Raw genomic sequence first — 25,815 nt, forward strand, 5'->3', positions numbered from 1 at the left:
GGCGGGGAGCCTAGGACGCGCTGGCGAGCGTGCGCCGGTGCTTGGCGGCGGCCTGCTGGGTCTTGAGCAGCCAGTCGCGGATGCGGCTCGAGTCGCCGTACTTGCTCAGCTTGCCCCAGGAATTGAGCAGGACGATCGTGAGCGGGCGGTCGGCGATCTGCGCGCGCATGACGAGGCAGTTCCCCGCGTCGGACGTGTAACCCGTCTTGCTGAGCGCGATGTCCCAGCGGTCGCTGCGCACGAGGCGGTTGGTGTTGACGAAGCCGACCGGACGTCCGGTCCGGAGATCGGTCAGCTGGAAGGTGGGCGTGGTGGAAAGCTCCGCGATGAGCGGGTAGCGCTCCACCGCGGTGGCGAGGCGCGCGAGATCGGCCGCCGTCGAGACGTTGCCGCTGTGCAGGCCGCTCGAGTCGGCGAACCGGCTGTGCGCCATGCCGAGCGCGCGCGCCTTGGCATTCATCGCGTCGATCATCGCGCCGGTGCCGCCCGGGTAGGTGCGCGCGAGGGCGGCCGCCGCGCGGTTGTCGGAGGCGGCGAGCGCGGCGTGGAGCGCATCGCGACGGGTGAGCACCGTGCCGAAGCGCAGCCGGGAACCCGAGCCGCGCAGACGGTCGCGGTCGTCCCGCGTGATCTCGATCGGTTCGTCCATCGGCAGTCGGGCGTCGAGGAGCACCATCGCGGTCATGAGCTTCGTGAGGGACGCGATCGGTCGCGGCTGATCGACGTTGCGCTCGTAGAGGGGGATGCCGTCGTACTCGTCCAGGATGAGCGCGACCCCCGAGCGCAGCGCGAGCCGCTCCGGCCGGCCGATCTCGATGAGCTCGGCCGCGCTCACGAACGCGGGCGGGCGCGTGGCGGCCGGCTTCGGTGCCTCGGCATTCGCCGGCGGGCTTTCCTCGGCGACGGCGGGCGTGAAGGCCGACGTGTCCGACAGGAAAACGGAAAGGCCGATCGCCAGACCGACGGCGGCCCAGAGGGCTCCCAGTTCTTTGGTTCGCGACATTTATTATTGGGTCTAGAGCGCGCTGATCCCGTAATAGTAGTAGCTGTACGGCGCACGTGCGGCCCGTATGCGCAGGAGAGAGGTTAAGGGAGAGAGACGGCGGTCCGGGGACCGCAGGTCGGGCGGGCGAAGACGCTCGGCGGGGGTCGATCAGGAACGGTGAGCGGGGCGAAAAGCGCGGGGCCGGTCGGGTGCGATCAGGATTCCTCGCTCGGGCGGTACTGTTTCGCGAGCTTCTGCTGGAGGGCCGGCGGCACCGGTTCGTAGTGGCTGGACTCCATCCCGTAGGCGCCTTCGCCGCCGGTGAGCGACTTGAGGCGCGAGGCGTAGTCGCTCATCTCGCCGAGCGGCACGAGGGCGGACACGGCCACCATCCCGCCCGCCTGCGGCTGGGTGTCGTTGATGCGGCCGCGGCGCTGGGCGAGGTCGCCGGTGATGTCGCCCACCTTCTCGCCCGGCACCGTCACCTCGACCCGCACGATCGGTTCGAGCAGGATCGGCCCCGCCTTGAGGAAGGCGTCGAGCACCGCCTTGCGGCCGGCGGTGATGAACGAGACCTCCTGCGAATCCACCGGATGGTGCTTCCCGCCGTGCACGACCACGCGCACGTCCTCGATCGGGTAGCCCGCGAGCGAGCCCGCGGCGAGCGCCTGGCGCACCCCTTTCTCGACCGCCGGGATGAACTGATTCGGGATCGCCCCGCCCACGACCCGGTCCACGAACTCGAAACCGGCGCCGCGCGGCAGCGGCTCGATGCGCAGGAACACCTCGCCGAACTGCCCCGCGCCGCCGGTCTGCTTCTTGTGGCGGTGGTGGCCCTCGGCCGCGCGCGTGACCGTCTCGCGATAGGGGATGGCCGGCGGGTGCGTCTTCACCTCGACGTGATAGCGCTTCGCGATGCGCTCGAGCGCGATGCGCAGGTGCAGCTCGCCCATCGCGCGCAGAACGAGCTCGTGCGCGGAGCGCTCGAGCACGAGGCAGGGATCCTCCCCGGTGAGCTTGTCGAGGGCGTCGAAGAGCTTCTGCTCGTCGCCGCGGGTCGCGGCCTCGATCGCGATGCCAACCATCGGCGCCGGCAGCTTGCCGAGCGCCGGCCGTACGCCGTCCTCGTCGTGGGAGTTGTGCAGGATCGCGTCGAGATGGATCTCGTCGATCTTCCCGACCGCGCGGATGTCGCCCGGCACGCCGTCCTCGCACTCGAGGTACTGCTTGCCCTGCAGCCGGAACAGGTGCCCCACCTTGAACGGCTTGCGCCCCTCGTCGACGAAAAGCTGCGTGTCCTTGTCGATCACGCCCTGGTGGATGCGAAACACGCCCAGCTTGCCGACGTAGGGGTCGTGCGTCACCTTGAAGACGTGCGCGAGGATGTGCTGCGGGTCGGCGACGGGCTCCGGGTGGATCTCCGCGCCTTCGCCGCGCTTGAGATCGCGGAACGGGTGCGGGTTGCCCTCGAGCGGATTGGGCGCGAGCTCGGCCAGGACCTCGAGCAGCTCCTCGATCCCCGCGCCGGTGCGCGCCGACGTGAAACAGACGGGCGTGAGGTGACCCTCGCGCAGCGCCTTCTCGAAGGGGTCGTGCAGTTTCGCGGGCTCGATGTCGCCCTGGGCCAGGTAGTCGTCCATGAGGCGCTCGTCCAGCTCCACGACCTGATCGACGACGGCCGTGTGCGCCGTGCGCGCCGACGAGAAGCGCGTCTCGGCCGAGGCATGGAAGAAGCAGTCGACGACCCGCTCACCGTCCCTGGCCGGCAGGTTGAGCGGCAGGCACTCGCGGCCGAAGACATCGTGGATCTCGTCGAGCAGGCGCGGAAGGTTCGAGTCCGCCGCGTCGATCTTGTTGACGATGATCATGCGGCAGAAGCGGTTCGCCGCGGCCCACTCCATCACGCGCCGCGTCACCGACTCGATGCCGGTCTGCGCGTTCACGACGACGGCGATGGTCTCGACCGCGGGCAGCGCGGCGAACGTGTGCCCGAGAAAATCGGGAAGGCCGGGCGTGTCGATGAGGTTGAGGTGGCGGCCGTGGTAATCGCATCCGACCACGGCCGCGCTTAAGGAGTGGCGGTAGTCCCGTTCCTCCGGGTCGAAGTCGCAGACCGTCGTGCCCTTCTCGACGCTGCCCGGGCTCGACACCGCACCGGCCCGGTGCAGCAGGGCCTCGACGAGCGTCGTCTTGCCGGCCGCCGCGTGCCCGACCAGCGCGATGTTGCGGATGTCCTCGGTGCGGTACGCGCCCATGTCCCTCCTTCGCCCGCCCCGCGCCGGAGCCCCTCCTCGCAACGCGGGCTGTCCTGCACCTCCTCGCATTTTACTCCGCGGCGTCGCCGCGTCACGCGGAAGCGCGGCGAAGGAGAAAGCAGTGATGAATTCGCGGGTTGCGCTCGAAGTCTTTCGGAATCGTGCGTCGCGTGATGTCCTCGATCTCGAGGCCGGAAAGCGCGTCGCGGTCGAGCTTGAAGCGCCGCAGGTTCGTGGAAAAAACGAGGAGCCCTCCGGGGGCGAGGAGGCGCGCGGTGTCGCGCAGGAGCGGGACGTGGTCGCGCTGCACGTCGAGCGTGCCCTCCATGCGCTTGGAACGCGAGAACGTGGGCGGATCGAGAAAAACGAGGTCGTAGCGCCGGTCGCGGTTCGTCTCCAGCCACCCGAGTACGTCGGCCTGGACGAGCTCGTGCGGGCCGCGCGCGAGGCCGTTGAGGTCGAAGTTGCGCCGCGCCCAGTCGAGATAGGTGCGCGACATGTCTACCGTGGTCGTCGCCGCCGCGCCGCCGATCGCCGCGTGCACCGTGGCGGTGCCCGTGTAGCCGAAGAGGTTCAGGAAGCGCTTGCCGGCGGCGAGGCCGCGCAGCATCTCGCGCGTCGCGCGGTGGTCGAGAAAGAGACCGGTGTCGAGGTAGTCGGTGAAGTTGACGAGAAAGCGGCACGGACCTTCGCGCACCTCGTGGAACTCGCCGCTCTCCGCCTGCTTCTCGTACTGCGACCCGCGCCGCTGCCGTTCGCGGACCTTGAAGAACATCTGAGCGGGCTCGATCGCGAGTACCTCGGGGATCACGGCCAGCGCCTCCTTCAGGCGCCGCTCCGCCTTGCGCGGATCGAGGGTGAGCGGAGGCGCGTACTCCTGCACATGCACGTAGCGCCGATCGGACTCGTAGACGTCGATCGCGAGGTTGTACTCGTGCAGGTCGGCGTCGTAGACGCGGTAGCAGCCGATGTCCTGTCGCCTGGCCCAGCGCCCGAAGTGCCGCAGGTCCTTGCGCAGGCGGTTGGCGAACATGTCGGCGCCGGCGCCCGCCTCGGCGGCCGTCTCGCGGCCGCGGACGAACCGTTCGTCCCTGATGTCGAAGTGCAGCAGCCGGCACTCGATGGCGCCGTTCCAGAGCGTGTGCATGCGGTGCGCGCGCAGGCCCATGTGCTTGCCGAGATCGGGGTTGCCCGTGAACACCGCCGCCGCCCAGCCGCCGTAGCAGCGCTTGAGCGCGTCGCCGAGCTCGGCGTAGAGCGCGGGCAGCTCGCGCAGGTCGCCGAGGCGCTCGCCGTAGGGCGGGTTGGCGACGACCAGGCCCGTCGAAACGGTCTCCGCGCGGCAGTCGGCAAGACTCCTTCGCTCGATCTCGATACGACCCGTGAGGCCGGCACGGGTGACGTTGATGCGGGCCGCCTTCACCGCGGCGGCGTCGTGGTCGTAACCGCGGATCGGGGGCAGGCGCTCGAGCCCCGCCGCGCGTCGCTCGCGCGCCTCGTCGAGCAGCGCCCGCCAGACATCCGGGTCGTGGCCGCGCCAGCCGAGGAAGCCGAAGTAATCCCGCGCGAGCCCCGGCGCGATGTCGGCGGCGAGGAGCGCGGCTTCGATCGGCAGCGTGCCCGAGCCGCACATGGGATCGACGAGCGCGTCGCCGCGCGCGGCGAGCTCCGGCCAGCGCGCGCGCAGCAGGATCGCCGCCGCGAGGTTCTCCTTGAGCGGCGCCGCGACGCCCTCGGCGCGATGACCGCGCCGATGCAGGGCCTCACCGGCGAGATCGACGCTCACCGTCGCGGCGTCGCGATGGAGGTAAACGTTCACGCGGAGGTCGGGGCGCGCCGTGTCGACGGACGGCCGCACGCCGAACCGCGCGCGGAACTGGTCCACCATGGCGTCCTTGACCTTGAGCGCGGCGTAGCGCGAATGGGTGATCGCGGAGTCGGAGACGTTCAGGTCGACGGCGAGCGTGCCTTCCGGGCGCAGGTGCTCGTTCCAGTCGACGGTCAGCACGCCTTCGTAAAGCGCCTCGGGGGAGGGCGCGTCGAAGCCGGTGATCGGCAGGAGGATGCGCGAGGCGAGGCGCGACCAGAGGCAGGCGCGGTAGGCGGTCGCGAGAGGGCCGGCGAAGGCGACGCCGGCGCGGGTCTCGCGCACGTCCGCGGCGCCGAGGGCGCGCAGCTCCTCGACCAGCAGACCCTCGAGGCCTTTGGCGCAGGGCGCGAAGAAGCGCGAAAGGGCGGACATGGGAGGCGCGTTGTAGCCGAACCGGCGTCGCAGGGCAATCGATCGGCGCTGCCGGTGGTTCGGTCTGCGCCCGTTGCGCCATAATGGGGCCTCACGCCCGAGGAGAAGGGAAATGCGCGCGTCGGCCCGTTACGGTCTCATGGTCCTCCTGCTGGGGTTCGCGGGCGGGATCGTCTTCTGGTCCGTGCAGGGGTCGGCGGGCGAGGTGACGGTCTACAAGTCGCCGACATGCGGTTGCTGCAAGGAGTGGGTGAAGCACCTCGAGGCGAACGGCTTCGAGGTCACGACCCGGGACGTCGGCGACGTCACGCCGCAGAAGGCGAAGCACGGCGTACGCCCCGAGCTCGCTTCCTGTCATACTGCGCTGGTGGACGGGTACGTGGTCGAGGGCCATGTGCCCGCGGCCGATCTGAAGCGGCTGCTCCGGGAGCGTCCGGCGGTGAAAGGGCTTTCCGTTCCCGGCATGCCCATGGGGTCGCCGGGCATGGAAGGCCCCTACAAGGAACGGTACGACGTGCTGACCTTCGACGACGCCGGCCGCACGACCGTGTACGCCCGCCACTAGCGGCACCCGGCCAGAGGCGTTCCGAGGACTTTCGCGGTTCGCGGGCGCCGCGCTCGAACCGCTTTCCGGAAACCCCTTCACGGCGTGGCATCGGACCGGTTTGCGGCCGCGCGCGATGCTCGCCGAGAATGGCGCTTGCAAGGAGAGCCGCGCCGGATGGATCCGCTGCCCGTATCCTTCACCCGCAAAGTCCTCATCGCCAGCGCGATCTCGCTCGCGGTGGTGCTCGGCGTCTGGTTCCTGTTCCACACCGCTCAGATCGTGCTGCTGTTCTACGTCGGCGTGCTGCTCGCCCTCGTGCTGCACGCGGGCGCGGGGGTGCTCGGCCGTTACCTCCGCATTCCCGGCGTCTGGTCGCTCGTCGCCTTTCTTCTCCTCCTCGTAGCGGCGTTCTGGCTGGTCGGGCGCCTGCTCGCGCCGCCGGTGGCCGATCAGCTGAACCAGCTCGGGGACCAGCTGCCGGAAGCGGTCGAGCGTCTCGAAGAACGGGCGCGCCAGTACCCGCTGGTGCGCCGCGCGCTCGATCAGCTGCCCGGCGCCGTCGAGACCGTGCAGCAGACGGACTGGCTCGCCGGCGTGCGCGGGCTCTTCTCGGTCACGGCCGCCGTCCTGACGGGCGTCGCGGTGTTTCTCGCCGTCGGGATCTACCTCGCCGCCGACCCGGCGGCATACACCCACGTCCTGGTGCAGCTCTTTCCGGTCGCGCGCCGGCGGCGCATCGCGGCGGTGCTCGAGCGCCTGGGTCATGTGCTTCGCATGTGGCTGCTCGGCCGTGCCCTCGGGATGACCTTCGTGGGCATGCTCACCGCGATCGGACTGTTCGCTCTGGACATGCCGCTCGCGCTCGCGCTCGGCCTCATCGCGGGTCTGCTCGACTTTATCCCCAACATCGGGCCGCTGCTCGCCGCCGTGCCGGCGCTGCTGATCGCCCTGATGGAGGGTCCCACCCTCGCGCTTTACGTGGCTGCGCTCTATCTCGGAATCCAGGCGCTCGAAGGGTATCTGATCGTCCCGCTCATCGAGCAGAAGGTGGTGCGCATCGCGCCGGCGCTCAACGTCATCGGCCAGATTCTGCTCACCGTGATGTTCGGCTTTCTCGGCCTCTTGCTCGCGACGCCGCTCATCGTCATGCTAATGGTTCTCGTCCAGGAGCTTTACATCAAGGACGTGCTCGAAGCCGGCCGATCCCGTCCCGAACCCGGCTGACGCGGGACCGTCCACTGCCCAGGAACGGACAACCATGCTCGACCTCAATCCCGAAACGGTCTGCCGCATCGTCGACAAGGCCCACGAGTTCCACGCGAAGGAGCAGGTGGTGATTCCGGAGGAGCCCGCCAATCCCTCGGGCGACTGGGCGCGTCAGGTGCTCGCGGATCACGTGGACGATCCCACCTACCGCGAGCTCAAGAGCATGATCGAGGACCTGGAGCCCGACCAGCAGGTTTCGCTGGTGGCGCTCATGTGGCTGGGGCGCGGGGACTACGACGAGAGCGAGTGGAGCGACGCGCTCGCGCAGGCGCGCGACGGCTGGACCGAGCACACGGCGGATTACGTGATCGCCACCCCGCTCGTCGCCGATTACCTCGAGGAAGGGCTCGCCGCGCTCGGTTACTCCTGCGAGGAGTGAGTCACGGCGCGAGCCGCGCGGCGAGCGCGGGCAGGATCTCGGTGCACGAGGCCGACGTCTTCAGCGTCAGCTCGTCGTCCGCGCGCGTGCGTCCGAGGTTGACCGCCGCCAGCGGCATCCCGCGCTCGCGCGCGGCGCGGCAGAACCGGTAGCCGGAATACACCATCAGCGACGAGCCGACGACGAGCAGGGCGTCGCAGCCGGCCAGCGCCCGGTGCGCTTCCGCCACCCGCTCCGCCGGCACGCATTCGCCGAAGAACACGACGGCCGGCTTGAGCGTTCCGCCGCACGACTCGCACGCCGGGACGCGGAAATCGTCGAACGTTTCCTCGAGCAGCGCGTCGCCGTCGGGACCCGCCGCCGTGGCCACCCGGGCGCGGCCCGGATTGAGCGCGCGCAGGCGCTCCTGCAGGTCGCTCCGCGCCGTTCGCTCGCCGCAATCCAGGCACTCGACGGCATCGAGCCGCCCGTGCAGGTCGATGACGGCCCGGCTGCCGGCCTGCTGGTGCAGACCGTCCACGTTCTGGGTGACGAGGGCGCGGACGAAACCGGCGGTCTCCAGGCGCGCGAGCGCGTCATGGGCGGCGTTGGCGCGAGCACGGGCCAGGCGCTCCCACCCGGTCAGGCTGCGCGCCCAGTAGCGGCGGCGCGCCGATTCGTGGCCGACGAACTCCCGATAGTAGGTCGGCGGACGGTGTTTCCAGGCGCCGTCCGCGTCCCGGTAGTCCGGGATGCCCGAATCCGTGCTGCAGCCGGCTCCGGTCAGCACGAACAGCCGCGGATACCGCGCCACGAAGCGGGCGAGCGCGGCGATCGCTTCATCGTGCGGAAACATCGGCGGGTCGGCGACGGCCATCGCGGGCTACTGCGCGTAGCGCAGACTGGCCGGCGCGATCAGCACGCTGAACTGCTCGCACCAGATCACGACGCTCCCGTATCCGGCGAGATCGACTCCGGCGGGGATCGGGTAGTTCTGGCTGCCCTTGAAGGCGCGCAGGCGGCCGAGATCGACGAACATGGTCTGCGTCACGTCGGCCGCGGTGCGCACCTCGGGTTTCGGAACGAGATACACGTGGTACTTCGGCCCCGGCCCGACCTCGAAGCTCGGCTCGAGGTGCACCAGGTCGGCGTACACCTTCACCTCGCCCTTCCCGTAGTGGATCGGGTCGGACGGGTTTACGTGTATGAAACTGCCGGTGGCCACCAGATCCCGGGACTCGGGCCGATCCACCTGCTCGCTCGCGACGATGTCAGCGAGAAAGAGATAGGGATAGACGAAGATACCGAGCACGAAGCCGCCGAACCCGCCGAGCAGGCCGCCCACGAGGAACGTGTACACGAACTTGCGCATGCGACGTCGACCCGGCGGAGGGAAAACCCGGGCCGCTAGCCCTGATGGCCGCTGACGTACGCGTGCAGCGGCCTGGTCTCCTCGAACTTCCGCTGCTGCTCCGCGCTCGCCTCCTTCTGGTATTTCTTCTTCCATTCGCCGTAGGGCATGCCGTACACGGCTTCGCGCGCCTGGTCGTAGTTCATGTCGATGCCGCGTTCCTTCGCCGCCGCCATGTACCACTTCGAGAGGCAGTTGCGGCAGAAACCGGCGAGGTTCATGAGGTCGATGTTCTGCACGTCGGTGCGGCGCTGGAGGTGCGCGACCAGGCCGCGGAACGCGGCGGCCTCGAGCTCGATGCGGGTGCGGTCGTCCATGCGGTTTCTCCGCGAGGTGGATTGCAGGAGAGCATAACAACGGCTCAGTGCGATTTCATCGCTATGATTGTCGCTCTGCGGCTACCTGAAGCCCCCTAACTGCTCGAGTCGCCTGCGACGCTGTAATGCGCGGGGTTCCGCCCCCGCACGACGGGCTACTTTCTTTGCGCGGCCAAAGAAAGTAGCCAAAGAAAGGCCGCCCCGAATGGCGCGAAAGCCCCCGCCCCTCGCTGCCTCGCGCTTGGAGGTCGCCAGACGGCGCATCCATGCGCCGGCTGGACGACCGACCGGCATCCCTGCCGGTCGCCCTTCGGGCTCGCGGCGCTCGGAGCGCTCGGTGCGGGCGCGCCATACGGGGACCCAACGGCAACAGCACTTCCGTCCCAGGCTGGGGTGAGGTTGAGGTTTCGGGTCCCCGTTGATCTCGCCGAGCACCGGAGCCTGTCCCGGGAGAGTCACGCGAGAGGTGTTCGAGCGCCCGTCGCGCGGGCGCGGAACCGCGCGGATTACACGTCGTGAAGTGACTCGAGCCCTAATCACCATTGCCCGATCGGATGAGACGCCGCCCGACAAACGTCACGCCACTCTCGGGCTCGCCGCCCGCACCTCCGGCGCGACCTTCGCCTCGTACACCTTGAACTGCTCGTTGAAGCGGGACGCGAGCATGCGGGCCTGGGCGTCGTAGGCGGCCTTGTCCATCCAGGTGTTGCGCGGATCGAGGACCTCGCTCGGTACGCCGGGGCACTCGGTCGGCATCTCCAGACCGAATACCGGATGGCGCTTCGTCGGCGCGTCCGAAAGCCGACCGCCCAGGGCGGCGTGCACCATGGCGCGCGTGTGCGCGATGCTGATGCGCTTGCCGACGCCGTACGCGCCGCCGGTCCAGCCGGTGTTCACGAGCCAGACGCTCGGGGCGTGGCGATCGATGCGGTCGCCGAGGAGCTCGGCGTAGCGCTGGGGGTAGAGCGGCATGAACGGCGCGCCGTAGCAGGTGCTGAAGTTCGGCACCGGCTCGGTCACTCCCTTCTCGGTGCCCGCGACCTTCGCCGTGTAGCCGAGGAGGAAGTGGTAGAGCGCCTGCGCGCGCGTGAGCCTGGAGATCGGCGGCAGCACGCCGAAGGCGTCGGCGGTGAGAAACACGACGTGACGCGGATGCCCTCCGCGGCCCTCGCGCGTCGCGTTCGGGATGTGCGAGATGGGGTACGCGCCGCGCGTGTTCTCGGTGAGCGAGTCGTCGTCGAGGTCGAGACGGCGCATCACCGTGTCGACGGTGACGTTCTCGAGCACCGTGCCGAAGCGCCGCGTGGTGGCGTAGATCTCGGGTTCGGCCTTGGGCGAGAGCCGGATCATCTTCGCGTAGCAGCCTCCCTCGAAGTTGAACACGCCCTCGTCGCTCCAGCCGTGCTCGTCGTCGCCGATCAGCGTGCGCGTGGTGTCGGCCGAGAGCGTGGTCTTGCCGGTCCCGGAGAGGCCGAAGAAGATCGCGACCTCGCCCCGGTCGTTCATGTTCGCGGCGCAGTGCATCGGCAGCACGTCGCGGAAGGGCATGAGGTAGTTCATCACCGTGAAGATCGACTTCTTGATCTCGCCCGCGTAGCTCGTGCCGCCGATGAGCACGAGGCGCTCGGCGAAGTTGACGATGATGAAGGTCTCCGAGTTCGTGCCGTCCTTCTCCGGGATCGCGTGGAAGCGGGGCGCGTCGATGACGGTGAACTCCGGAACGTGTCGCGCCAGCTCCTCGGCCGACGCCTGCCGGAACAGGTTGCGCGCGAACAGACTGTGCCAGGCGTACTCGGTGATCACCCGGATCGGCAACCGGTAGCGGGGGTCGGCGCCCGCGAAGCAGTCCTGCACGAAAACCTCCTTCATCTGCAGGTAGGAGGCCAGCCGGTCGTGCAGGCGCTCGAAGCGTTCGGGCGGGAACGGGCGGTTGATCTTGCCCCAGGCGACGTGCTGTTCGCTCGACGGCTCGCGCACGACGAACTTGTCGTTCGCGGAGCGCCCGGTGTGATGGCCCGTGCGGACGACGAGCGGGCCGAGGTGCGCGAGCAGACCCTCGCGCCGGCGCACCGCCTGCTCGTAAAGCGCCGCGGTCGTGAGGTTCCACCAGACGTCGCTGAGGTTGTGGAGCCGGTGGTGATCGAGGCCGTGATGGCTGTGGCTCTCGCCGACGTGCTCGTGCTGCATGGCGTCCTCCGTGGTTGGCCGTCTCTTCCGGGCGAGTGGCGCGCCGCGGCGGGGACAGGCCTTCGTGTTGGGCCGCGTGCCGCGCGATCAGGTCGCTACGCCCACGGACCGGAGCACGGCCATGGGGCCGCATTGTTCGACCCGGCGGAGCTCATCCCTGTTCCGGAGGAAGAGCGATCCGGCGAAGCCCAGCGCATTGACCGAGACGGTCTCGAAGCGCTCCCGCGAGCGCGGCACGAGGAGCATCCACTCGCGGGCGACGAGCAGGTTATAGGGTGCGCCCTGCCGTTCCTGGCCGTCAATGCGGCGCACGGAAATACCCGCCTCTTCGAGCAGGCGACGATAGAGTCCCTGGAGGAGGGAGGTGGACTGCGCGGGCGCATCGAGCGCCGAAGCATCCAGGCGGACCCAGGCGTGGCGGAAAGGGAGTCGGGGAACGCGCCGGATCCGTCCGGGTTCTCCCGGCGCGAACACCGCTTCCACCGGGACGGCCGGCCCCGCGTCGGCGAGCGGCAACGGCACGACCTGGAGGTGCTTGTGCGGCTGGCTCGCGCCCGCCGTCTCGCCGCCGTTGTAGAACCCGAGGCCGGGCCCCTGCGCCAGGCACGCCGCGAGCGCGGCGAAATCGCGGTCGTCGAGAAGCGACTCCTGGTGCTCGAAGGCCCGCGTGACGACGAGCAGGTGATGCTCGATGACATTGAACTTGTTGAGCAGGCAGACGTGGGTGTCGGAAACGTCGGCCACGTAGAGGTCGGGGTCGTAGGGCAGGAAGGGGTTGGCCGCCGGCGGCGAGACGCCCTCTCGCCGCCGGAGGTCCTCGTCCTTTCGCCCGAGGCTCGACACCACCCGCAGCTGAAAACCGACGCCGCCGTCCGCACGAGTCAGCGACTCGGTCTCGACGGGTCGGAGGGCGCCGCGCGCCAGCGCCCGTCGCGCGCGCTCGCGCGCGGCGGGCCACAGCGTCCCGGGCGGAAGAGGCGTACGCGATTCGGCCACGGACTAATGATAGGCCGGCCCGCTTGTGGCAGCATTAGACGAGGAAGCGCACAGCGGCGGCGGTTCGAGCGTCGGCGAGTCACCCTGGCGATCGCCGACTTCGCCGCGCGTCGCGGCCACGAGGCCTTGTCGCGGCGGTCGAGCGCTCTGCCGAGGAGAAAGTGATGCAAGGTTACCATCTGGATCCCGAGGGAGGCGTTGCCCAGGAACACTACGCCGTGATCTACGCGCCGCGGCGCGAGCGCGGGCGCTTTGCCGAGGAGTGCGTGGAGGTCATGGCGTCGGAGGCCGATGCCCGGTCGGCGGCCGAGCCGGACAAAAAGCGTTATGCCGCCAAGGTCGTGGGACCCGCCCGGTCTTCCGAGGGCTTTCGCCTCTATTACCTCGTGTGCTGGCTGGACGAGTGACGCGCGCGTCGCCTTTGGCGCGGAAAAATTGTGATGGCATTTCGCAAAACGCTCGCGTAAGCTTTTTCGCGCGACTGCAGTCAGTCCTCGTGAGTTCGGAAGTTCCTCCGGTTCTCGGCAGTACTCCCGCAAACGCACGCGCAGGAACGCGCTGCAGCCCAGACCCCTCATATCGTTCCGGAGGCATCCGCGATGAAAGGCACCGTCAAGTGGTTCAACGAGAGCAAGGGCTTCGGTTTCATCCAGCCGGCGGAAGGCGGCAAGGACGTGTTCGTCCATTACTCCGCCATTCGCACGAACGGCTTCAAGACGCTCACGGAAGGACAGGCCGTGACCTACGACATCGAGCAGACGCCCAAGGGCCCGGCGGCCGTCAACGTCCAGCCGGCCTGATCGCTCTTCCCCGCCTTTCCGGAACCCCGCCGCGCCGCGGCGGGGTTTCTTTTTCCCGCCGTCCGCCGCGCGGCTGATAAGATAGCGGCGCCACCCCGGCGCCGTTCGGATACCGATAACGCATGAAACCCAAAGACGCACCCGCCATGGCCACACCCGACCATCCCTCGATCGAGCGCCGCCGCAACGCGGTCAAGGCGTACGAGAACGAGGGCTTCCTCAACAGCCGGGACGCCCGGGCGCTCCGCATCCTGGCCGAGTACCTCGAGCCGAACAGCCGCTTCGCGCATTACCGCGTCGACGACACGATCGTCTTCATGGGATCGGCGCGGTTCATCTCGCGCGAGGACGCCGAGCGCGAGGTCGCGGAGGCCGAGGCGGGACGCGGCGATTCCGCGCGCGCGAAGCAGCGGCTCGCGATGTCGGTCTACTACGAAGCGGCGCGCGAGCTCGCGCATCGTCTGACCGACTGGTCCAAGCAGCTGAACGACGAGGACCGGCGCTTCGTCGTGTGCACGGGCGGCGGGCCCGGGATCATGGAGGCGGCGAACCGGGGGGCCTCCGAGGCGCGCGGCATGAACGTGGGCCTCACGATCTCGATCCCGGTCGAGGAGTTCGACAACCGCTACGTGACCCGCGAGCTGTCGTTCCACTTCCACTACTTCTTCATGCGCAAGTTCTGGTTCGCGTACCTGGCCAAGGCGGTGATCGTGTTCCCCGGCGGGTTCGGGACGCTCGACGAGCTGTTCGAGGTGCTGACGCTCCTGCAGACGCGCAAGATCCGCAAGCATCTGCCCGTCGTGCTCTTCGGCACCGGGTACTGGAACGAGGTGATCAACTTCGACGCGCTCGTGCGCTCCGGCACGATCAACGCCGAGGACCTGGATCTCTTCTTCCGCACCGACTCGGTCGACGAGGCTTACGAGTACGTGGTGAACCAGCTGAGCAAGTACTCGATGCAGGAGCCGGGCGCGATACTCTAGAAAGGCAATGTTGAATTTTGAATTCTGAATGTTGAATGTCGGTGCGCGCGCAGCGCGCCTCAGTGATTCAACATTAAGCATTAAACATTCAAAATCGCGGTTGCCATGCCATGCACGGTCCGGTCCTTCGAATCGCGCGTACCCTGACGCTCCCGCTCGGGCGGCTTTCCGAGCGCCTCGGCAACCGCTTCTACATCGGGCTGGCCGTGGTCCTCGCTGCGGCGTTCGCGTGGGCGATCCTCGCGGGCCACACGGGCGGCCTCAAGAATCGGGCGTACGACGCCATCATGAAGAGCCGCTTCAACGTGCCGGCGGCCGATCCGGACATCGTGCTGGTCGACATCGACGAGGCGAGCCTCGCGGCCATGGCACCGCAGTACGGGCGATGGCCGTGGCCGCGCAGCGTCATGGCGGAGCTGGTCGAAGGGCTCGCTCGCCAGGGTTCCGGCGCGATCGTTTTCGACATCACCTTCAGCGACCCCGACGTTTTCCAGATCGAGGCGGACCGTTACTTCCGGGAGGTCGCGGCGGGAACCCCGAGCACCTTCTTCCCGATGATCCGGCTCAACCCGGAGAACGATCCGCTGAGCGGGCTCCGCCTCGCCGAGATCCCCGGCGTCGTGCCTCTCGACCCGTCGGCCCCGGCGGAGGCGACGGTCGCGATGGTCGTTCCGTACTTCCTCGACGCGCTCGACGGCCGGCGCCTCGGCACGAACAACCTGTACGCCGACGAGGACGGCATCGCCCGGCGCTACCACGTCCACCGCGACGTCCGCGGCTGGCGCATCTATTCGCTGCCCGCGAACGTCGTCGCCGCCCTCGGCGGCGCGGTCCCCGGGCAGACCGATATCCTGCTCAACTGGCGCGGACGTCCGCCGGCGTTTCGCACGGTGAGCTTCGCGCCGCTCTACGCCGACCTCCTCAAGCAGAAACGCGAGCGCCCCGAAAACGAGTTCGCGGGAAAGATCGTCGTGATCGGCTCGACCGCGCCCTCGCTGTTCGACCTCAAGCCGACGTCCGTCGCGCGCGATCATCCCGGGCTCGAGATCCTGGCGACCGGCATCGACAACCTCAAGAACGGCGATTACCTCACCGAGCTGCCGGGGGCCGTGTACGTGGTCGTGACGATGCTGGGACTCGCGCTGCTCGCGGCCGCCTTCGTGTACAACGCGGACTACCGCCTGGTCCGGTCCCTGTTCACGCTCGTCCAGACCGGTTTCATCGTCGTCACGTACCTGTTTCTCAACTACTCGACGGTCTTCGTCGACCTCACCGTGCCGTTCACGGCGGGCCTCGCCTACTTCTTCGTCGCCAGCACCTACGGCATGGCGCTGACGCTCCGGCGGAACGGCGATCCCCTGTTCTCGACCGCGCTCGACACGGGTCGCGAGTGCCAGGTGCTGTTCCTGGTCGCGCGGTTCGGCGGGACGCACGCCGGCGCGAGGCGCCGGGTGCAGGCGGCGCTGTCGCGGCAGCTCGGCCTCACGCGCTACGGCGCGGCGGCGACCCGCCTCTTCAAGTCGGCGCCGCTCCTGCACGATCTGTATCGGGACGCGGCGCTCTACTACTGGCTCGTCGGCCCCGAAGCGACCCGTCCGGCGATCGAGGACCTGTTCCGGATGGTGACGCGCACGTTTGCGCGCCAGCCGCGCGAGCGCCGCGAAGCGGCCGGCCTCGTGCTCGCGCTGCACACCGCGCGCTTCACCGTCGACGCCGAGGGCCGCTGGCGCGATCAGGGCAAGCGCAGGTTCGTGGATGCGCTCGCGCAGGTGGACGGCGCGGGACCGACGGTGCGCCTCGATCCCGCCTTCGTGGCGCTGTGCCGCGAGCAGGGCAAGGAACTTCCGCCCGTCTTCGACGTTCCGACGGAAGAACGGGAGCCGCGCGTCCCACCGATATAGAATGGTCGCCATGAGGAAGCCGTCCAGGAACCGTCTCGTTCACGCGCTCGTCGCCGCGCTGCTGGCGGCCGGATGCGGCAGCGAAGCGCCGCCGAAGCCCGCGACCTCCGCGCCGACGTCACCGGCGCCGGCCGCGCCGGACGACGCGCCCGCGTCGGGCACCGCGAAAACGGGAGGTGCCCCGTCGCCCGCCAAAAGCGTCCCGCCGGCGACGGACGGTGCGGCAGGATCCGCGAAGATGGCGCCGACCTCCGGTACCGTGCTCCGCGAAACCGAGCTCAAGGACAAACCCTTCGTCGACGCCGGGACCGTGCGCAAGCTTCCGCCGAAGACCGCGCTCGTCATCGTCGACCGGCAGTCCGGCTGGCTGCGCGTCAGCGTCGCGGGCCAGCAGGGCTGGGTGCGGCTGCTCCACGTGAGCAGCGGTCCCCCCGGGAGCGGGGCCAGCCAGCAGGAGCTGGAGTCGTTCGCGAAGCTCGCGACCGGGCGCGCGGGGACCGGCAACGTGGTCGCGACCACCGGCATCCGCGGCCTCGACGAGGAGCAGCTCAAGACCGCGCAGCCCGATCCCGAGGAGCTCGAGAAGCTCGAGAGCTACGGCGTGACCCGCCAGCAGGCCGCCGAGTACGCGCGACGGCACAAGCTCGAGGCGCGCAAGGTCGCGCACCTGGCGGCGCCGAAGTGAGCGGGACCATGATGCGGCGCCCGGCGATCCTGCTCCTCGTCCTGCTCGCGGGCACGCAGGTGGCCGCAGCCGCCGACAGCCTGCGTTCCAAACTCACCGAACGTCTCTCCGAATCGCAGCGCATGCTGCTCGCGGTCACGGAGGAGGACGAAATCGCCGTCGGCCGGCGGGTCGCGGCCAACCTGCTCGGTGTCGCCCCGCTCGTGAAGGACGACAAGCTCCAGCGCTACGTGAACACCGTTGGCCGCTGGGTGGCGGCGCAGAGCAGCCGGCCGGACCTGCCGTGGCGCTTCGGCGTGGTCGAGTCGGCGGACGTCAACGCGTTCGCCGGGCCCGGCGGCTATATCCTGGTCACGCGCGGCCTCTATGCCTCGTTGAGCGACGAGTCGGAGCTCGCCGGCGTGCTCGCGCACGAGATCGCGCACGTGATCGAGCGCCACCACATCGAGCTCATGCGCAAGACGACGCTCATCGAGGAGGGTCGCAAGGCGCTGGAGAAGCAGGTGGGCGACAAGGAGGAACTGGTGCGCAGGCTCGTGGGCAGCGGTGCGCAGATCTTCGCGCGCCGGCTCGACCAGGCGGCGGAGTTCGAGGCGGACCGCAAGGGCGTCGTGCTCGCCGCGCGCGCCGGGTATGGCCCCTACGGGCTGCCGGCCGTGCTCCAGAAGATCGGAAGCGTGGCGAAGTCCGACGACCGGGTGCAGCTGCTCTTCAAGACGCATCCGCCCGTCGAGGAACGGCTGCGCATGCTGGACCGGGTCATGGGCGCCGAGTTTCTCCGTTACGAGCGGCCCGGAGCGGGCGGTGCCCTGGCGCCCCTCAGATGAGACGGGCATGAACCGGGAACCCGAGATCTACGTGAGCACCGACATCGAGGCGGACGGGCCGATTCCCGGTCCGCACTCGATGCTGAGCCTCGCGTCGGCGGCCTACCTCGCCGACGGAACGCTGCTCGGCACCTATACCGCGAACCTGGAGACGCTTCCGGGCGCCGGCCCGGACGAGCGCACGATGGCGTGGTGGCGCGGCTTCCCCGACGCCTGGGCCGCGTGCCGCCGGGAGACGCGCGCGCCCGAGCACGTGATGCGCGACTACCTCGGCTGGCTGAAGACGCTGTCCGGGCGCCTGGTGTTCGTCGGCTGGCCCGCCTCCTGGGATTTCATGTGGGTCTACTGGTACCTGGTTCGCTTCACCGGCGAGCGACCGTTTCGCGAGAACGCGCTCGACGTGCGCTCGTACGCCATGGGCATGCGCAAGACGGAGTTTCGGCAGACCTCGCGCACGTATCTTCCGAAGCGCTGGTTCGACGAGAGCATGCCGCACACGCACGTCGCGCTCGACGACGCGCGCGAGCAGGGGACGATGTTCCTCAACATGCACGCCGAGAACCTCAAGGGGCCGGCCAAATGAAGCGCCGCGTCGCGGGCTTCGCCTGGCTGGTCGTGCTGGCGCTCACCACGGCCTGCGCGCCGCCGCCCGCCGTGGGCGCGGGGGCCGAGCCCGCCGTCAACGAGCCGTACCGCGACCCGGATTACGAGTCGTGGGTGCAGCGTTTCGAGCGCCCGGGCCGCGAGGTCTACGACCGGCGCCTCGACATCCTCCAGGCGAGCGGAGTCGCGCCGGGCATGACGGTCGCCGACATCGGCGCCGGCACGGGGCTGTTCGTGCGCCTGTTCGCGAAAGAGGTGGGACCGGCCGGCAAGGTGTACGCGGTCGATATCTCGAAGAACTTCATCGACAACGTGCTGCGCACGGCACGCGAGCAGGGACTCGCGAACGTCACCGGCATCGTGAACACCCAGACGGACACGAAGCTGCCCGCGCAGTCGGTCGACCTCGCTTTCAGCTCGGACGCCTACCACCACTTCGAGCACCCGCGCGAGATGCTGTCCTCGATTCATCGCGCGCTGAAGCCCGGCGGCCGGCTCGTCGTGATCGACTTCCGGCGCGAGCCCGGCAGGAGCTCCGCGTGGGTGCTCGGGCACGTGCGGCTCGGCAGGGACGAGGCCGTCCGCGAGATCGAGGCGGCCGGCTTCCGCCTGATCGAGGACCGGGACTTCCTGCGGGAGAACTACTTCCTGAAGTTCGAGAAGGCCGGCTGAGCGGCGCCTCCTGCCGGCGCGCCCAGCCGGCAATACGTCACGCCGCGGCGCGCGGGGCGTCCTTCAGCATGCGCCGCAGCGTTTCGCGGAACTCGGGCGTGTCTTCGTGACCGTGCACGCTCACCGCGTGCTGCACGGCGGCTTCGAGCAGCTCGTCCTCGGAGTCGGCATAAATGGCGATCGAGCAGTTCATCTCGCTCGGGTACTCGCGACAGTCGATGTACTTCCTGGCCATGGCTCCCTCCTCGCTGGGTGAGGGTTGAAGGTGGGGAAGCTCGACCCGGCCCCCCGGGTCGCCCGATCAATCTGCCACTCCCGTTCCGGCGAGGCAACGCGCGCGTCCAAGTTTCCCTTTCCTGCAACCGTTCCGGGGACTTCTAACTACAGGCGAAGGGGTTTGACGGCGGCCTCCATCCACCCGTCGGTACGCCGCCAGTCCACGCTCGGGTCGTCCACGTAGAGCTCGACCTCGTTGCCGTCCGGATCGCGGAGGTAGAGACTCTGGCTCACGGTATGATCGGACGCGCCGTCGAGCGCCACGCCCGCGCGCTCGATCCGTTCCTTCGTCGCGCGCAGCGCGTCCAGCGAATCCCCGATCTTCCAGCCCACGTGGTAGAGCCCGAGGCGCCGGCCCCGGGACGGCCCGGGCGCGTCGCCGATCTCGATCAGCAGCAGCTCGTGGTGCGTGCGCCCGCCGGTGAGCATGGCGGCGCGCCCGCCGAAGAGCTCGCCGACGACGTTCAGCCCGACGACGTCGCGGTAGAAGGCGACGGATCGCCCGAGGTTCCTCACGTAGAAGACCACATGCCCGAGTTCCGTCATCTCCGCGCTCCTCGTTTGGAAAGCCGGTTCAACGTGTCGAGTTCGAAGTCGAAGGGTCGCGCTTCGCGCGCGCTCGTCGACCATCGCCCGACGCCTTGCTCTTATCAATTGCCTTTCAGAAGCAGGGCTTGACCGCCGCGTCGCGGAAACGCTCCACGGCCGACACGATCTCCGCGTGCGCGTCCTCGGCCGGGCCCCATCCCTGCACCCGCACCCACTTGCCCGGCTCGAGGTCCTTGTAGTGCTCGAAGAAGTGCGCGATCTGCGCGATGAGGGTCGGCGTCATGTCGCCCGGCGCGCGCACTTCCCGGTAGAGCTGGCAGAGCCGGTCGACGGGAACGGCGAGCACCTTCGAGTCCGGGCCGGCCTCGTCCACCATCTTCAGCAGGCCGACCGGCCGGCAGCGGATCACCGAGCCGCTGATCAGCGGGACCGGCGTGACGACGAGGACGTCGACCGGGTCGCCGTCCTCCGACAGCGTGTGCGGCACGTAGCCGTAGTTGCACGGGTAGTGCATCGCCGTGTTCATGAACCGGTCCACGAACATGGCGCCGGTGGCCTTGTCGACCTCGTACTTCACCGGTTCTCCGTGGGCGGGGATCTCGATGATCACGTTGACGTCGCGGGGGACGTCCGCTCCCGAGCTTACGCGGTCCAGGTTCACAGCCGGTCCTCCGTACGGACGTTGCCCGGTACGCGGGGCGGTCGCGTGGCGAGGCGCACGGGCGCCGGCCCGCGCGGATCACCGCAGGTCGACGGGCAACGGGCCGAACCGGATGCGATCGTTCGTATCGGCGTCCGTGAGGCCCACGCGCACGCTCAGTACGTCGTCGCCTTGAAACAGGCGGGTGACGTTCCAGTACCGGTCGGGGGACCGGTCGTCGACCCGCGCCACCGGAAAGTAGAGCAGGCCCCGCACGGTCGCGCCCGGACCGATCCCCGTCTGCTGGAACGAGGAAGTGACGACGTACTCGTCGATGCTTCGTTCCGCCCTTCCCGGCAGTCCGGTGTTCTCGCGCTTGATCGTGTCGATGACCGTCTCCAGCGGCAGCGGATCGATGACGTCACGATCGCGCACCAGGAGGATGTCCGCGGGGCCGGTCACGAGGCGGCGGGACCCGTGGTTCGACACGATCACGTGTATCGGCAGGATGCCGGCGCGCCGCAGATTCGTGGCGAAGTACTGCTCGGTGCGCGTTGCGCTGTCGAGGGGATCGATCGCGACGGTCACGCCGGCGCGGGTCTGGGCAACCGGGTAAAGATCCGCCTCGCGTTCTGCGAGGGGGCGGAGCCGCGTCGTGTCCGGGGAGGCGCAGGCGGTCAGGAGGACCGCCCCCGCGAGCGCCAATGCCATCACTTTGCTCATTGCCAATGAAGCCGCCGGGACTAAACGCTAAGACAGCCGTCGGCGCGACGATGTTTCACGTCCGCGCCGACGCTCTCAGTCCTCGAGGGACAGGAGGTCCGTGTTGCCGCCCACGGAAGCGGTGTTCACCGTCACCGCGCGCTCGACCGCGAAACGACGCAGGTAATGCGGACCGCCGGCCTTGGGGCCGGTGCCCGAGAGTCCCTCGCCCCCGAACGGCTGCACGCCCACCACGGCGCCGATCATGTTCCGGTTCACGTAGACGTTGCCGGCCCGCGCGCGCTCGCGCACGCGTTGCCAGGTCGACTCGATGCGGCTGTGCACGCCGAGCGTCAGCCCGTAACCCGTCGCGTTCACCGCGTCGATCACGCGGTCGAGCGCGCCGCCCTCGTAGCGTATGACGTGCAGGATCGGCCCGAAGACCTCGCGGTCCAGGCGATCGAGTCGATCGAGCTCGAACACGCGCGGCGCGAAGAAGGAACCGTGCTCGGTGCCCGGCGGGAGGCTCATTTCCCGGAGAACGCGTGCGTCCGCGCGCATGCGCGAGTCGTGCGGCAGCAACGCGCGCACGGCGTCGTCGTCGATCACCGGGCCGATGTCGGTCGAGAGGCGCACCGGATCGCCGATCGTGAGCTCGCCCATGGCGTCCGCGAGGAGGTCGAGCACGCGGTCGGCGATATCGGTCTGCACGAACAGGACACGAAGCGCCGAGCAGCGCTGCCCGGCGCTGTCGAAGGCCGAGGCGATGACATCGGGCACGAGCTGCTCGGCGAGCGCGGAGCTGTCGGCGATAAGGGCGTTCTGCCCGCCGGTCTCCGCGATCAGCGGGACGATGGCGCTTCGCCGCTCCGCCAGCCGTTGCTGCAGGGTCCAGGCGGTCTCCGTCGAACCGGTGAAGGCGACGCCGGCGAGGCGCGGGTCGGCGAGCAGGGCGTTTCCGAGCCGGCCGCCCGACCCCGGGAGGAAGTGCAGCACGTCGGCGGGAATCCCCGCGCCGTGAAGGAGGCGGATCACGTGCGCCGCGGCGAGCGGTGTCTGGCGGGCCGGCTTGGCGACGACGGCGTTGCCGGCGGCGAGCGCGGCGGCGACCTGGCCGGTGAAGATCGCGACCGGGAAGTTCCACGGGCTGATGCACGCGAAGACCCCGCGGCCCCGGAGCCACAGCTCGTTCGATTCGCCGGTCGGGCCGGGCAGGCGCTCCGGCGCGGCGAACTCCCGCCGGGCGCGCGCGGCGTAGTAGCGGCAGGCGTCGACGGCCTCGCGCACCTCGGCAACGGCGTCGGCGAGGGTGCGTCCGCCTTCCCGCACGATCAAACCGGCGAGCTCGGGCATCGCCGCCTCGAGCGCCTCGCCGGCCGCGTCGAGCCGTTCGGCGCGGGCGGCGCCTCCACTACTGTCCCAGGCCGGCTGCGCGTCCGCCGCGAGCCCGAACGCCTCCGGCACGAGCGCGGCATCCGCCTCGCGCACGAGGCCGATCGTCTCTCTGCGGTCCGACGGGTTACGGATCTCGCGCTCGGGCCCGCCGACCTCGCGTCCGCCGACGACCGCGGTCGCGCGCCACGGCCGCTCGCGCGCGCGAACGAGCGCGTCGTCCAGCGCGCTCAGCGCGTCGGGATCGGCGAGGTCCAGGCCCCGGCTGTTCGTACGTTCCGGCGCATAGAGCGCGACGGGCAGGGGGATGCGCGGGTGCGCGAGCGCGTCGGCGTCGCGCAGGCGCGCGACCGGGTCGACCACGAGGCGCTCGACCGGAAGGCGCGGGTCGGCGAGCCGATGGATGAAGGAGGTGTTGGCGGCGTTCTCGAGCAGCCGCCGGACGAGGTACGGCAGCAGCTCCTCGTGGCTGCCGACCGGGGCGTACACGCGCAACGCGAACTCCGCGCCGGTTTCGGCGAGCGCCTCGTAAACCGCCTCGCCCATGCCGTGCAGGCGCTGGAACTCGAAGCCGTGCCGGTTCCCCGCGGCCTCGAGCACGTAGGCGATCGTGTAGGCGTCGTGCGTCGCGAGCTGCGGGTAGAAGCGGTCCGGATTCGCGAGCAGATAGCGCGCGCAGGCAAGATAGCAGACGTCGGTGCCGTGCTTGCGCGTGTAGACCGGGTAGCCGTCGAGCCCGAGCTGCTGCGCGCGCTTGATTTCGCCGTCCCAGTACGCGCCCTTCACGAGGCGCACCGGCATGCGCCGGCGATGTTGCCGCCCGAGTTCCGCGAGCCACGCGAGCACGGCGGGCGCGCGCTTCTGGTAGGCCTGCACCGCGAGACCCAGGCCCTCCCAGCCGGACAGCGAGGCGTCGGCGTACGCCGCCTCGTACGCGTCGAGCGTGAGCTCCAGGCGGTCGGCTTCCTCCGCGTCGATGGTGAGCTGCAGGCCCGCGTCGCGCGCCTCCCGCGCGAGGGCGAGCAGGCGCGGCACCAGCTCGGCCAGCACGCGCTTGCGCTGTGCGTGCTCGAAGCGCGGATGCAGCGCGGACAGCTTCACCGAGACGCCGGGCGCGGCGAGCGGATCGGCGACGCCCCGGGAAGAGGCCGCGACGGCCGCGACGGCCTCGCGGTAGGCATCGAAGTAGCGCTCCACGTCGCGCGGCCCGCGCGCGGCCTCGCCGAGGCAATCGTACGAGTACCGCACCCCTTCGCCGTCCGGGCGGCGGCGCAGCGCATCGCGGATTCCGGCGCCGGCGACGAAGTGACGCGCGAGCAGGCCCATCGCCTGGAGCAGCGCGCGGCGCGCGAGGTTCTCGCCGAGGCGCGCGGCGAGACGCCGGAGCACCGCGGCCGGCGTCTGCCCGGCGCCGGCGGAAAGGTGCGCGAGACGGCCGGTGAGGAGCAGTCCCCAGGTGGAGGCGTTGACGAACACCGAGCGGTCGCGCCCGAGGTGCGCGTCCCACTGTCCGCGCGCGAGCTTGTCGCGGATGAGCCGCTCCTGCGTCGGGGCGTCCGGGATGCGCAGCAGCGCCTCCGCGAGGCACATGAGCAGCACGCCTTCATCGGTCGAGAGGTCGTACTCGTCGAACAGGCCCTCGATGCCGTCGGCGCGCCCGAGCCGGGCCCGTGCGGCGCCTGCGAGAGTGCGGGCGCGCTCGAGGACCGTATGCGCACGCGTTTCGTCCAGCGCGGCGCGGTCGAGGAGGGGCGCGAGCGCCTCGGCCTCGCCGCGGCGGTGCAGATTGCGGATGGCGCGGCGGGCAGGGGAGGGCGAGGGAAGCGGCGCGTCGAACAGGAGCGTCATTGCGGCTCGCTGCGGCCCCACACCTTTTCGAGTTGCCTGTCGCGTCCGCAGGTATAGCGGTAGAACTTGTAGCGGACGGGGTTCTTCACATAGTAGTCCTGGTGGTACTCCTCGGCCGCATAGAATGCGGCTGCCGGTCGCAGCGGCGTCACGATCGGGTGAGGGAAGCGGGCCGCGATCGCCTCCTTCGATCGCTCCGCGGCCCTTCGCTGGGACTCGTCGTGGTAGAAGATCGCGGTGGCGTACTGCTCGCCCCGGTCGCAGAACTGACCGCCGGGATCGAAGGGGTCGACGTTCATCCAGTACACCTCGAGGAGCCGCTCGTAGCTGATCTTCCGCGGGTCGTAGAGGATCTGCACCGCTTCGACATGACCGGTGCCGCCGAGTGAGACCTCCTTGTACGTGGGGTCGGGTTTCGCGCCGCCCGTGTAGCCGGAGGTGGTGGACACCACGCCGTCGAGCGCGTCGAACGGCGGCTCCATGCACCAGAAACATCCTCCGGCAAACGTCGCCTTCGCGAGCGGCGCCTCGTCCCCCGGGCCGGCGAATGCGGCGCCCGTCATCAGGACGAGCAGCGCAATACCGAGTGTCGATGCGCGCACGGAAAACCCTCCTCCTTGTCGGACTCCTGGTATGACCGCGCCGGGCCCCGCAGGTTGCGGTGGAAGCGGCGCTCCCCGCTGAGGCACACTAGCACGATCGCCAGAGGAGATGAGCCATGTTCGGATGGCAGAAGAAAGCGATGCCGCGCCCGGAAGACGCGCTCCCCGGCCGCGCCGAAGCGATGCCCGTTCCCGAACGGCACCACGTCAGCGGCAACCGCATCGTCCCGCCGTTTCCCGACGGCACGGCGCTCGCGCTGTTCGGCATGGGGTGCTTCTGGGGCGCCGAAAAGGCGTTCTGGGGGCTTCCGGGCGTGTACAGCACGGCGGTCGGCTACGCGGGCGGCTACACCCCCAACCCGACCTATCGGGAGGTGTGTACGGGGCGCACCGGGCACAACGAGGTCGTCCGCGTCGTCTTCGACCCGGAGCGCGTGAGCTACGAGGAACTGCTCAAGGTCTTCTGGGAGTCGCACGACCCGACTCAGGGCATGCGCCAGGGCAACGATGTCGGCACGCAGTACCGTTCCGGCATCTACGTCTACGACGCGGAGCAGAAGCGCGCCGCGCTCGAATCGAAGGAACGCTATGAGCGGGAGCTGATGCGGGCCGGATACGGATCGACCACGACCGAGATCGTGGACGCACCCGAGTTCTACTACGCCGAGGACTACCACCAGCAGTACCTCGCGAAGAACCCGGCCGGCTACTGCGGCCTCGGAGGGACCGGCGTGAGCTGTCCGGCCGGCCTGGCGGTCGAGCGTCGCTAGC

The 25,815-nt window shown here is 69.7% G+C and carries 26 protein-coding genes; 12 read left to right on the forward strand and 14 right to left on the reverse strand.

Annotation, left to right across the window (positions count from 1 at the left end; genetic code table 11):
• Positions 1-10: 10 nt before the first annotated feature.
• The 3 genes from SVA_RS04905 to rlmKL form a co-directional block, all read right to left on the reverse strand.
• On the reverse strand, positions 11-1,003 hold the full coding sequence (locus SVA_RS04905) for a serine hydrolase (RefSeq protein ID WP_096459642.1): 993 nt from the start codon (positions 1,001-1,003) through the stop codon (positions 11-13).
• Between the two features lie 197 nt (positions 1,004-1,200).
• The gene (gene fusA / locus SVA_RS04910; RefSeq protein WP_096459645.1) at positions 1,201-3,240 is read right to left on the reverse strand and encodes an elongation factor G; all 2,040 of its coding nucleotides are present in this window, start codon (positions 3,238-3,240) and stop codon (positions 1,201-1,203) included.
• Positions 3,241-3,331: 91 nt separating this feature from the next.
• A complete protein-coding gene (gene rlmKL / locus SVA_RS04915; protein ID WP_096459648.1) occupies positions 3,332-5,482 on the reverse strand; it encodes a bifunctional 23S rRNA (guanine(2069)-N(7))-methyltransferase RlmK/23S rRNA (guanine(2445)-N(2))-methyltransferase RlmL in 2,151 nt (716 codons plus the stop codon).
• A 112-nt stretch (positions 5,483-5,594) separates the two neighbouring features.
• Between rlmKL and SVA_RS04920 the strand changes: the two genes are divergently transcribed.
• The 3 genes from SVA_RS04920 to SVA_RS04930 all read left to right on the forward strand — a co-directional run bounded on the left by SVA_RS04920 (position 5,595) and on the right by SVA_RS04930 (position 7,674).
• On the forward strand, positions 5,595-6,047 hold the full coding sequence (locus tag SVA_RS04920) for a DUF411 domain-containing protein (RefSeq protein WP_096459651.1): 453 nt from the start codon (positions 5,595-5,597) through the stop codon (positions 6,045-6,047).
• A 156-nt stretch (positions 6,048-6,203) separates the two neighbouring features.
• Entirely contained in the window at positions 6,204-7,253 is a 1,050-nt protein-coding gene (locus SVA_RS04925; RefSeq protein WP_096459654.1) for an AI-2E family transporter, read from the forward strand.
• A gap of 34 nt (positions 7,254-7,287) precedes the next feature.
• Positions 7,288-7,674, forward strand: coding sequence for a DUF3775 domain-containing protein (locus SVA_RS04930; protein WP_096459657.1), 387 nt, complete (start codon positions 7,288-7,290; stop codon positions 7,672-7,674).
• 1 nt (position 7,675) lies between these two features.
• Here SVA_RS04930 and SVA_RS04935 read toward each other — a convergent pair whose 3' ends face one another.
• The 5 genes from SVA_RS04935 to SVA_RS04955 form a co-directional block, all read right to left on the reverse strand.
• Positions 7,676-8,530, reverse strand: a complete 855-nt coding sequence (locus SVA_RS04935) for an NAD-dependent protein deacetylase (RefSeq protein WP_096459660.1) — start codon at positions 8,528-8,530, stop codon at positions 7,676-7,678.
• A 6-nt stretch (positions 8,531-8,536) separates the two neighbouring features.
• A complete protein-coding gene (locus tag SVA_RS04940; RefSeq protein WP_096459663.1) occupies positions 8,537-9,025 on the reverse strand; it encodes a DM13 domain-containing protein in 489 nt (162 codons plus the stop codon).
• 35 nt (positions 9,026-9,060) lie between these two features.
• Positions 9,061-9,381, reverse strand: a complete 321-nt coding sequence (locus SVA_RS04945; RefSeq protein ID WP_096459666.1) for a DUF1244 domain-containing protein — start codon at positions 9,379-9,381, stop codon at positions 9,061-9,063.
• A 576-nt stretch (positions 9,382-9,957) separates the two neighbouring features.
• Complete coding sequence (gene pckA / locus SVA_RS04950) at positions 9,958-11,568, reverse strand: phosphoenolpyruvate carboxykinase (ATP) (protein ID WP_096459670.1); 1,611 nt, start codon at positions 11,566-11,568, stop codon at positions 9,958-9,960.
• A gap of 87 nt (positions 11,569-11,655) precedes the next feature.
• On the reverse strand, positions 11,656-12,564 hold the full coding sequence (locus tag SVA_RS04955; RefSeq protein ID WP_096459673.1) for an ATP adenylyltransferase family protein: 909 nt from the start codon (positions 12,562-12,564) through the stop codon (positions 11,656-11,658).
• Between the two features lie 164 nt (positions 12,565-12,728).
• Here SVA_RS04955 and SVA_RS04960 point away from each other — a divergent pair, with 164 nt between their 5' ends.
• The 8 genes from SVA_RS04960 to SVA_RS04995 all read left to right on the forward strand — a co-directional run bounded on the left by SVA_RS04960 (position 12,729) and on the right by SVA_RS04995 (position 19,035).
• Positions 12,729-12,971, forward strand: a complete 243-nt coding sequence (locus SVA_RS04960) for a hypothetical protein (protein WP_096459676.1) — start codon at positions 12,729-12,731, stop codon at positions 12,969-12,971.
• A gap of 192 nt (positions 12,972-13,163) precedes the next feature.
• A complete protein-coding gene (locus tag SVA_RS04965; RefSeq protein WP_096459679.1) occupies positions 13,164-13,364 on the forward strand; it encodes a cold-shock protein in 201 nt (66 codons plus the stop codon).
• Between the two features lie 146 nt (positions 13,365-13,510).
• The gene (locus SVA_RS04970; protein WP_096459682.1) at positions 13,511-14,347 is read left to right on the forward strand and encodes an LOG family protein; all 837 of its coding nucleotides are present in this window, start codon (positions 13,511-13,513) and stop codon (positions 14,345-14,347) included.
• A 110-nt stretch (positions 14,348-14,457) separates the two neighbouring features.
• The gene (locus tag SVA_RS04975) at positions 14,458-16,248 is read left to right on the forward strand and encodes a CHASE2 domain-containing protein (protein ID WP_096459685.1); all 1,791 of its coding nucleotides are present in this window, start codon (positions 14,458-14,460) and stop codon (positions 16,246-16,248) included.
• Between the two features lie 10 nt (positions 16,249-16,258).
• A complete protein-coding gene (locus tag SVA_RS04980) occupies positions 16,259-16,933 on the forward strand; it encodes an SH3 domain-containing protein (protein ID WP_148665389.1) in 675 nt (224 codons plus the stop codon).
• Between the two features lie 8 nt (positions 16,934-16,941).
• Complete coding sequence (locus SVA_RS04985) at positions 16,942-17,760, forward strand: M48 family metalloprotease (protein WP_096459691.1); 819 nt, start codon at positions 16,942-16,944, stop codon at positions 17,758-17,760.
• Positions 17,761-17,767: 7 nt separating this feature from the next.
• Positions 17,768-18,343, forward strand: coding sequence for a 3'-5' exonuclease family protein (locus tag SVA_RS04990; protein ID WP_096459695.1), 576 nt, complete (start codon positions 17,768-17,770; stop codon positions 18,341-18,343).
• Positions 18,340-19,035, forward strand: a complete 696-nt coding sequence (locus SVA_RS04995; RefSeq protein WP_096459698.1) for a class I SAM-dependent methyltransferase — start codon at positions 18,340-18,342, stop codon at positions 19,033-19,035. Before SVA_RS04990 ends, SVA_RS04995 begins: the two co-directional genes overlap by 4 nt.
• A gap of 37 nt (positions 19,036-19,072) precedes the next feature.
• Here the strand turns inward: SVA_RS04995 and SVA_RS05000 are convergent, their stop codons facing one another.
• From SVA_RS05000 to msrA (SVA_RS05025), 6 genes are all read right to left on the reverse strand, one after another.
• Entirely contained in the window at positions 19,073-19,270 is a 198-nt protein-coding gene (locus SVA_RS05000) for a DUF1059 domain-containing protein (protein WP_096459701.1), read from the reverse strand.
• A 146-nt stretch (positions 19,271-19,416) separates the two neighbouring features.
• The gene (locus SVA_RS05005; protein WP_179948809.1) at positions 19,417-19,857 is read right to left on the reverse strand and encodes a VOC family protein; all 441 of its coding nucleotides are present in this window, start codon (positions 19,855-19,857) and stop codon (positions 19,417-19,419) included.
• Between the two features lie 115 nt (positions 19,858-19,972).
• Positions 19,973-20,521: an inorganic diphosphatase gene (gene ppa / locus SVA_RS05010; protein WP_096459707.1), complete on the reverse strand. Its 549-nt coding sequence runs from the start codon at positions 20,519-20,521 to the stop codon at positions 19,973-19,975.
• A gap of 78 nt (positions 20,522-20,599) precedes the next feature.
• Entirely contained in the window at positions 20,600-21,223 is a 624-nt protein-coding gene (locus SVA_RS05015; protein ID WP_096459709.1) for a hypothetical protein, read from the reverse strand.
• 75 nt (positions 21,224-21,298) lie between these two features.
• On the reverse strand, positions 21,299-24,442 hold the full coding sequence (putA, locus tag SVA_RS05020) for a bifunctional proline dehydrogenase/L-glutamate gamma-semialdehyde dehydrogenase PutA (RefSeq protein ID WP_096459712.1): 3,144 nt from the start codon (positions 24,440-24,442) through the stop codon (positions 21,299-21,301).
• Positions 24,439-25,005: a peptide-methionine (S)-S-oxide reductase MsrA gene (gene msrA, locus SVA_RS05025; protein ID WP_096462829.1), complete on the reverse strand. Its 567-nt coding sequence runs from the start codon at positions 25,003-25,005 to the stop codon at positions 24,439-24,441. Before msrA (SVA_RS05025) ends, putA begins: the two co-directional genes overlap by 4 nt.
• Positions 25,006-25,160: 155 nt before the next feature.
• On the opposite strand from msrA (SVA_RS05025), the gene msrA (SVA_RS05030) reads away from it, so the two are divergent.
• The gene (msrA, locus tag SVA_RS05030) at positions 25,161-25,814 is read left to right on the forward strand and encodes a peptide-methionine (S)-S-oxide reductase MsrA (RefSeq protein WP_096459715.1); all 654 of its coding nucleotides are present in this window, start codon (positions 25,161-25,163) and stop codon (positions 25,812-25,814) included.
• Position 25,815: the final 1 nt, after the last annotated feature.

The sequence above is a fragment of the Sulfurifustis variabilis genome, from assembly GCF_002355415.1.
Classification (GTDB): Bacteria; Pseudomonadota; Gammaproteobacteria; order Acidiferrobacterales; family Sulfurifustaceae; genus Sulfurifustis; species Sulfurifustis variabilis.

Coding starts and splice junctions, on each gene's coding strand:
- SVA_RS04905 (WP_096459642.1), bottom strand. CDS start 1,003: ATGTCGCGAACCAAAGAACTGGGAGCCCTCTGGGCCGCCGTCGGTCTG.
- fusA (WP_096459645.1), bottom strand. CDS start 3,240: ATGGGCGCGTACCGCACCGAGGACATCCGCAACATCGCGCTGGTCGGG.
- rlmKL (WP_096459648.1), bottom strand. CDS start 5,482: ATGTCCGCCCTTTCGCGCTTCTTCGCGCCCTGCGCCAAAGGCCTCGAG.
- SVA_RS04920 (WP_096459651.1), top strand. CDS start 5,595: ATGCGCGCGTCGGCCCGTTACGGTCTCATGGTCCTCCTGCTGGGGTTC.
- SVA_RS04925 (WP_096459654.1), top strand. CDS start 6,204: ATGGATCCGCTGCCCGTATCCTTCACCCGCAAAGTCCTCATCGCCAGC.
- SVA_RS04930 (WP_096459657.1), top strand. CDS start 7,288: ATGCTCGACCTCAATCCCGAAACGGTCTGCCGCATCGTCGACAAGGCC.
- SVA_RS04935 (WP_096459660.1), bottom strand. CDS start 8,530: ATGGCCGTCGCCGACCCGCCGATGTTTCCGCACGATGAAGCGATCGCC.
- SVA_RS04940 (WP_096459663.1), bottom strand. CDS start 9,025: ATGCGCAAGTTCGTGTACACGTTCCTCGTGGGCGGCCTGCTCGGCGGG.
- SVA_RS04945 (WP_096459666.1), bottom strand. CDS start 9,381: ATGGACGACCGCACCCGCATCGAGCTCGAGGCCGCCGCGTTCCGCGGC.
- pckA (WP_096459670.1), bottom strand. CDS start 11,568: ATGCAGCACGAGCACGTCGGCGAGAGCCACAGCCATCACGGCCTCGAT.
- SVA_RS04960 (WP_096459676.1), top strand. CDS start 12,729: ATGCAAGGTTACCATCTGGATCCCGAGGGAGGCGTTGCCCAGGAACAC.
- SVA_RS04965 (WP_096459679.1), top strand. CDS start 13,164: ATGAAAGGCACCGTCAAGTGGTTCAACGAGAGCAAGGGCTTCGGTTTC.
- SVA_RS04970 (WP_096459682.1), top strand. CDS start 13,511: ATGGCCACACCCGACCATCCCTCGATCGAGCGCCGCCGCAACGCGGTC.
- SVA_RS04975 (WP_096459685.1), top strand. CDS start 14,458: ATGCACGGTCCGGTCCTTCGAATCGCGCGTACCCTGACGCTCCCGCTC.
- SVA_RS04980 (WP_148665389.1), top strand. CDS start 16,259: ATGAGGAAGCCGTCCAGGAACCGTCTCGTTCACGCGCTCGTCGCCGCG.
- SVA_RS04985 (WP_096459691.1), top strand. CDS start 16,942: ATGATGCGGCGCCCGGCGATCCTGCTCCTCGTCCTGCTCGCGGGCACG.
- SVA_RS04990 (WP_096459695.1), top strand. CDS start 17,768: ATGAACCGGGAACCCGAGATCTACGTGAGCACCGACATCGAGGCGGAC.
- SVA_RS04995 (WP_096459698.1), top strand. CDS start 18,340: ATGAAGCGCCGCGTCGCGGGCTTCGCCTGGCTGGTCGTGCTGGCGCTC.
- SVA_RS05000 (WP_096459701.1), bottom strand. CDS start 19,270: ATGGCCAGGAAGTACATCGACTGTCGCGAGTACCCGAGCGAGATGAAC.
- SVA_RS05005 (WP_179948809.1), bottom strand. CDS start 19,857: ATGACGGAACTCGGGCATGTGGTCTTCTACGTGAGGAACCTCGGGCGA.
- SVA_RS05015 (WP_096459709.1), bottom strand. CDS start 21,223: ATGAGCAAAGTGATGGCATTGGCGCTCGCGGGGGCGGTCCTCCTGACC.
- putA (WP_096459712.1), bottom strand. CDS start 24,442: ATGACGCTCCTGTTCGACGCGCCGCTTCCCTCGCCCTCCCCTGCCCGC.
- msrA (WP_096462829.1), bottom strand. CDS start 25,005: ATGACGGGCGCCGCATTCGCCGGCCCGGGGGACGAGGCGCCGCTCGCG.
- msrA (WP_096459715.1), top strand. CDS start 25,161: ATGTTCGGATGGCAGAAGAAAGCGATGCCGCGCCCGGAAGACGCGCTC.